Source organism: Bilophila sp. 4_1_30, from assembly GCF_000224655.1.
In the GTDB taxonomy this organism is placed as follows: domain Bacteria; phylum Desulfobacterota; class Desulfovibrionia; order Desulfovibrionales; family Desulfovibrionaceae; genus Bilophila; species Bilophila wadsworthia.
In genome coordinates this window covers 1,017,248-1,020,589 of sequence record NZ_JH114231.1, presented here as the reverse complement: position 1 = coordinate 1,020,589, position 3,342 = coordinate 1,017,248, and the positions used below count along the sequence as shown (strand labels likewise).

Sequence of the window (3,342 nt, the reverse complement as noted above, 5' to 3'; positions counted from 1 at the left end):
CTCTACAGAATCTGTTTGAGGAACTGCTGTAGGCGAGGATGCTCGGGATCGGAGAAGAACTTGGCCGGAGGCGCCACTTCAAGGATTTGCCCTTGATCCATAAAGACGATGCGGTCGGCCACTTCGCGGGCAAAACCCATTTCGTGGGTGACGCATACCATCGTCATGCCTTCCTGTGCGAGCTTGACCATAACGTCGAGCACTTCGCCGATCATTTCAGGATCGAGCGCGGACGTAGGTTCGTCGAACAGCATGATGTTGGGCTGCATGGCGAGGGCGCGGGCAATGGCGACGCGCTGTTGCTGGCCGCCGGAAAGCATACTCGGGTAGACGTTGACCTTTTCGGACAGCCCCACTTTCTTGAGCAGCTGGAGCGCGCGTTCCTCGGCTTCGTGCTTGGAAATATGGCGGAGCTTCATGGGCGCCATCGTCAGGTTCTGGAGCACGGTCTTGTGCGGGAACAGGTTGAAGCTCTGGAACACCATGCCCAGATCCTGCCGGATCTTGTTGATGTCGTTCTCGGGGGCGTTGATGTCGCTCCCCTCGACAAGGATGGTGCCCTTGTCGATGACTTCCAGGCGGTTGATGGAGCGCAGCAGCGTTGACTTGCCGGACCCGGAAGGTCCGATGATCACGACGCGTTCGCCGGGCTGCACGTCGAAGCTGACATCGTGCAATGCGGTGAGCTGCCCGAAGAACTTCCACACGTTCTGGATGCTGATGATGGGGGCTTCGTTACTTTCTGTCGCGGTCATAGTAGGTAAGTCTCCCTTCCATCATGCTCACGCCTTTGGAGAGCAGCAGGGTGATGATGAGGTATACGAGGGCGATGACCGTATAGGTCTCGAAATAGTCGAAGGTCTGCGAAGCGAATTCGCGGCCACGGCGCAGCAGGTCGGCCACGGCGATGATGGAAACCAGAGAGGTATCCTTGAGCATGGCGATGCATTCGTTGCCGATGGGCGGCAGGATGGTGCGCATGGCCTGAGGGAGGATAACGAGCGTCATGGTCTGGAAGTTGTTGAAGCCGAGCGAGCGGGCGGCTTCGGTCTGTCCCTTGGGGACGGAGAGGATGCCCGCGCGGAAGACTTCGCCCATGTAGGCCCCGTAGCAGAAGCTGATGGCGATGACCGCCGACACCATGGGCGGGACCTGAATGATGCGGCCGAGGGCGTAATAGATGTAAAAAAGCTGAACGAGCAGCGGCACGCCGCGGATGATTTCCACGTAGGTCGATGCGATTAGGTTGATGACGGGATTGCGCGACAGGCGTCCGAGCCCCGTGAGCAACCCGATGGGCAGCGTGCAGAGCAGGGAGAGAACGGTCACCTCAAACGTGATGATCAATCCGTCGGGAAGGAATTTGACGATTTCCAGATAGGGTTCCGGCTGCGTGGCGCAGAGGGTGACGAGCGCCACCACGGCAACGCAGAACGCCAATGTCCAAGCATTGAGGAGCCTGCGATCCCTTGGATCAGGGATTTGTGCGCCCTCCGTAACCTCAATGCGAATGTTGGGAGCGTTGTTCATAAGTATTCCTAAAATGTGTCAGGCTCCGGCAAACGCCGCATGAGATGCGTGCGCCGCGATGTGGGCCTTGCAAGTTGCGGCGCGCCCGGGCGACGCGCGAAAACAGGGGCCTTACCAAACGGGCGGCAGGGGAGAGGGCTCCCCTGCCGGTATAGAATCGCAACAGGACGATTAAGGATGAGAGTTACGGCCGTTTATTTGCCGATCCACTTCTCGACGACCTGCTTGTCGATACCCTTTTCTTTCACGGCGTTGATGCCTTCGTTGAGCTTCTTCACGAGATCCGTATCCGACTTGCGGACGGCGAACCCGTAGAATTCCACGTCGTCGGTGATGAAGGCAACCTTAAGCTTGCCCGCGTATTCCTGCTTCTTGTTGGCGTAGAACTTGGCGACCGGATCGTCGCAGATCACTGCGTCGATGTTGCCCTTGGCGAGGTCTTCGAGGGCGAGGCCCACTTCGTCGTACGTCTTGACGATGGCTTTGGACTTGGCCTTGGGCAGGGTCTCCACGAGACCGGTGGTACCGATCTGGCCGCCGACCTTCTTGCCGTCCAGTTCTTTCAGGTTTTTGAGGTCAGAATTGGTGGAAACCACAACGGCCTGGCGGATTTCGCAATAAGGATCGGAGAAGCCCATGGCCTTCTTGCGCTTGTCGGTGATAGTCACGGAAGAGGCGATGATGTCGGCCTGACGGGATTCCAGGGCGGCGAAAATGCCGTCCCACGCGGTGTTGCGGAATTCAACGTTCAGGCCCGCTTCTTTGGCGACGGCTTTCAGGTAGTCAATGGAATACCCGACCACGTTCTTGTTTTCGTCAAGCATTTCAATGGGAGGCCACGTCGCGTCGGAAGCCACGATGAGGGGTTTTTCGGCGGCATTGGCCAGAGAAGCACACAAGAGCAGGGACAACAGGGTCGCACTGAAAAGACGGATCATACCGACAGCTCCTCCAGATGTTGCAAATGTTCCACGGCGACAAACCGCATGAGGAAAAACGCGCCATCTTTTTCTTGCGCGCCGTTCCCATCCTCCATATTCTAAGCGTCCTCTTTTGCAGGAAGATGTACAGCGTGTCAAGAACCGAATCGCGGAACCACGGGTTCTGAAGGCTTGATTTCCGCAACATTCCCGCGTTGTTTTACGTCATTGTTCCGTCATTTTTTCCGGAGGATTTTTCATGTCGGTTTCCTGTGCGGTACTTCTTGATCGGGACGGCACGCTCATTGAGGATAAGCATTACCTTTCGGAACCGTCCGGCGTCGCCCTGTTGCCCGGCGTCGGCCCGGCGTTGTCGCGTCTGGTTCAGGCGGGGCATCGCCTTTTCTTGGTGTCCAACCAATCCGGCGTGGGGCGGGGGTATTTCACTGAACAGGCTGTCGTGGCGTGCCAAAAACGGCTTGAGGAACTTTTGGAGCCGTATGGCGTAGCTTTTACGGATGCCGTCTGGTGCCCGCACGCGCCTGAAGAGTCTTGCTTTTGCCGCAAGCCCCTGCCGGGCATGTTCGATGAGCTCCGGGCCCGGCACGGGCTTTTGCCCGAAACGACGTTCATGATCGGGGACAAGCTGGACGATCTGGGGTTCGCCGCCAATGCCGGGCTGTCCGCCGGGCTGCTCGTATTGAGCGGAAAAGGCGCGGAACATGCCCGGAAGGCCGGATATCCCGAGCCCGTTTCGGGTATCGTCGAGGTTCCGGGCGCGCCCCGGCGTGTCGTCGCTGCGGATTTTGAGTCCGCTGTGGCGTGGATAGTGAGGGATATCGAGAACCGGGGAGGGGAAGAGGGGCCTTTCTGAAGAAAGCTCCCTCTTCCC

Annotated in this window: 4 protein-coding genes; 1 reads left to right on the top strand and 3 read right to left on the bottom strand. The window is 58.3% G+C overall.

Annotated features, from left to right (window positions below; genetic code table 11):
- Positions 1-2: 2 nt before the first annotated feature.
- From HMPREF0178_RS04665 to HMPREF0178_RS04655, 3 genes are all read right to left on the bottom strand, one after another.
- Positions 3-755, bottom strand: coding sequence for an amino acid ABC transporter ATP-binding protein (locus tag HMPREF0178_RS04665; RefSeq protein WP_005025934.1), 753 nt, complete (start codon positions 753-755; stop codon positions 3-5).
- A complete protein-coding gene (locus HMPREF0178_RS04660) occupies positions 736-1,530 on the bottom strand; it encodes an amino acid ABC transporter permease (protein ID WP_005025936.1) in 795 nt (264 codons plus the stop codon). The genes HMPREF0178_RS04665 and HMPREF0178_RS04660 overlap by 20 nt, the downstream gene beginning before the upstream one ends.
- A gap of 194 nt (positions 1,531-1,724) precedes the next feature.
- Positions 1,725-2,468, bottom strand: coding sequence for a basic amino acid ABC transporter substrate-binding protein (locus HMPREF0178_RS04655; RefSeq protein WP_009379513.1), 744 nt, complete (start codon positions 2,466-2,468; stop codon positions 1,725-1,727).
- 241 nt (positions 2,469-2,709) lie between these two features.
- On the opposite strand from HMPREF0178_RS04655, the gene HMPREF0178_RS04650 reads away from it, so the two are divergent.
- A complete protein-coding gene (locus HMPREF0178_RS04650) occupies positions 2,710-3,324 on the top strand; it encodes an HAD-IIIA family hydrolase (protein ID WP_009379510.1) in 615 nt (204 codons plus the stop codon).
- The last annotated feature ends 18 nt before the right edge of the window (positions 3,325-3,342 follow it).